At 69.9% G+C, this 1,664-nt stretch carries 1 protein-coding gene; it reads right to left on the bottom strand.

What is annotated here, in order from left to right:
- Positions 1-23: 23 nt before the first annotated feature.
- On the bottom strand, positions 24-1,262 hold the full coding sequence (locus tag ABGB06_RS39355) for an IS110 family transposase (RefSeq protein ID WP_347600541.1): 1,239 nt from the start codon (positions 1,260-1,262) through the stop codon (positions 24-26).
- Positions 1,263-1,664 lie beyond the last annotated feature (402 nt).

The raw sequence follows: 1,664 nt of genomic DNA, 5'->3' as shown, positions 1-1,664 counted from the left end.
AGACATCTCACGTGCCTAAGAAGTCAAGCCGCGACGGCTGGAACTGCTGAGAAGGAGGTGAATGCGCGATGCTCGTCGAAGTGCTGCCGGGTTTGCAGGCAGTGGTAGAGCTGGCCGAGCAGCCGGTTGAACAGGTGCCGCTGGGCCTGGGCATGCCAGTCCCCGGTCTCGCGTCGGCGACGGTAGTGCGCGTCGGCTCCGGGCGAGTTGGTCAGCGCGGCGAAGGCCCAGAGGAAACCGGCGGTGATCAGCCGGTCGTTCTTGATGAAGCGGCGGCCGACGAACTTCTTCCTGCCCGAGGCGCGGGTGATGGGGGCCGAGCCGGCGTATGCCTTCAGCGCGCGGGCGTCGGCGAAGCGGTCGCGGTCGTCTCCGATCTCGGCGAGCACCCGGGCGCCGAGTTGGACGCCGAGGCCGGGGAAGCTGAGCAGGATCTCAGCGTCCGGGTGCCGGCGAAAAGACTCCTCCACCACCTCGGCCAGCTCCTCAGCCGCCCGGCAGGCGGCATCCAGCTGGACGATGAGTGCGGCGAGTTGGTGGCCCATGGCACCCTCGACGGCTTGAGGCTGGCGGGCGTAGTCGCCGCGGAAGATCTCCCGCAGGCGCCGGGCCTCGGCCTCGATGCCGCGGACGCGGCCGGCGCGTCGCAGCGCGGCCTGGAACTGCGGGAGCGAGAGCTTCGCCGCGCCAGCCGGGGTCGGTGCCGTGGCCAGGACGGCGCGGGCCTCGGAGCGGGCGAGGCCGTGCTGCTTGCCCTGGAAGGCGTCCAGAGCGGCCGGGTAGAACATCTTCAGCAGCGAACGGACCTGGTTGACCAGTTGCTGGCGGTGCCAGACGGCGTCCTGCTGGGCGCGGGCGAGCACGGTGATGGCGCGGGCCAGGTCACTGTCGGCGGGCAGGGGCCGGTGGGCGTCCATGTCGGTGCGCAGGATGTTCGCCAGGACCAGGGCGTCGCCGGGGTCGGACTTCTTGCGGGAGACGCTGTGCCGGTCGCGGTAGCGGGCGGCGGAGAGCGGGTTGACCGCGTAGATCGGGCGGCTTCCGGTGCGCAGCGCGGCGACCAGCAGGCCCTGACTGGTCTCGATGGCGACCGGTATCGGATCGTCTGGGGTGTCGCCGTGCTCGGCGAGCAGATCCAGCAGGACCCGGTAGCCGCCCGCATCGTCGGTGATCCGCCGCTTGGCCAGCAGCATGCCGGCCTGGTCGACGAGGGCGACATCGTGGTGGCGTTCGGCCCAGTCGATCCCGCAGTACACGTTCAATCCGTACTCCTTGCCTTGCGTGTTTGTGCAGGTGGCAAGCCTGTGTGGGCCACGCGGCGACCTAATTCCAGGACTCTCGGGTCCGCCATCTCACTAGCCGTTCGTGACGCCAGCGCGTCGCGGGGGCCCCTGTCTTGTGCAGAGCTCGAAGGCTCGGGAGGAAACGGGGGGTCACCCTGTGGCGGGCTCGCACCACGACGATCAACGTCCGGGCGGCCGGTATGGGTTTCGCGGCGGCCCGAAGACGCCGGTGGCAACCGCTCTCTCAGGAGGCCTCAGCGGGCCGGGAGAACTCAGGAGTCCATCCGGCGCCCACGCGGCCACCGCGAAACCCGTCTACATCAGTCAATCCAGCGGCCCCTGACGAGGTCGGCCTGGAACCGCCTACTCACGAATTAGGAG

It is taken from the genome of Streptomyces sp. B6B3, from assembly GCF_039871525.1.
Lineage (GTDB): Bacteria > Actinomycetota > Actinomycetes > Streptomycetales > Streptomycetaceae > Streptomyces.
The sequence above is the reverse complement of the archived record's forward strand: the minus strand, read 5'-3'. Positions and strand labels throughout refer to the sequence as shown.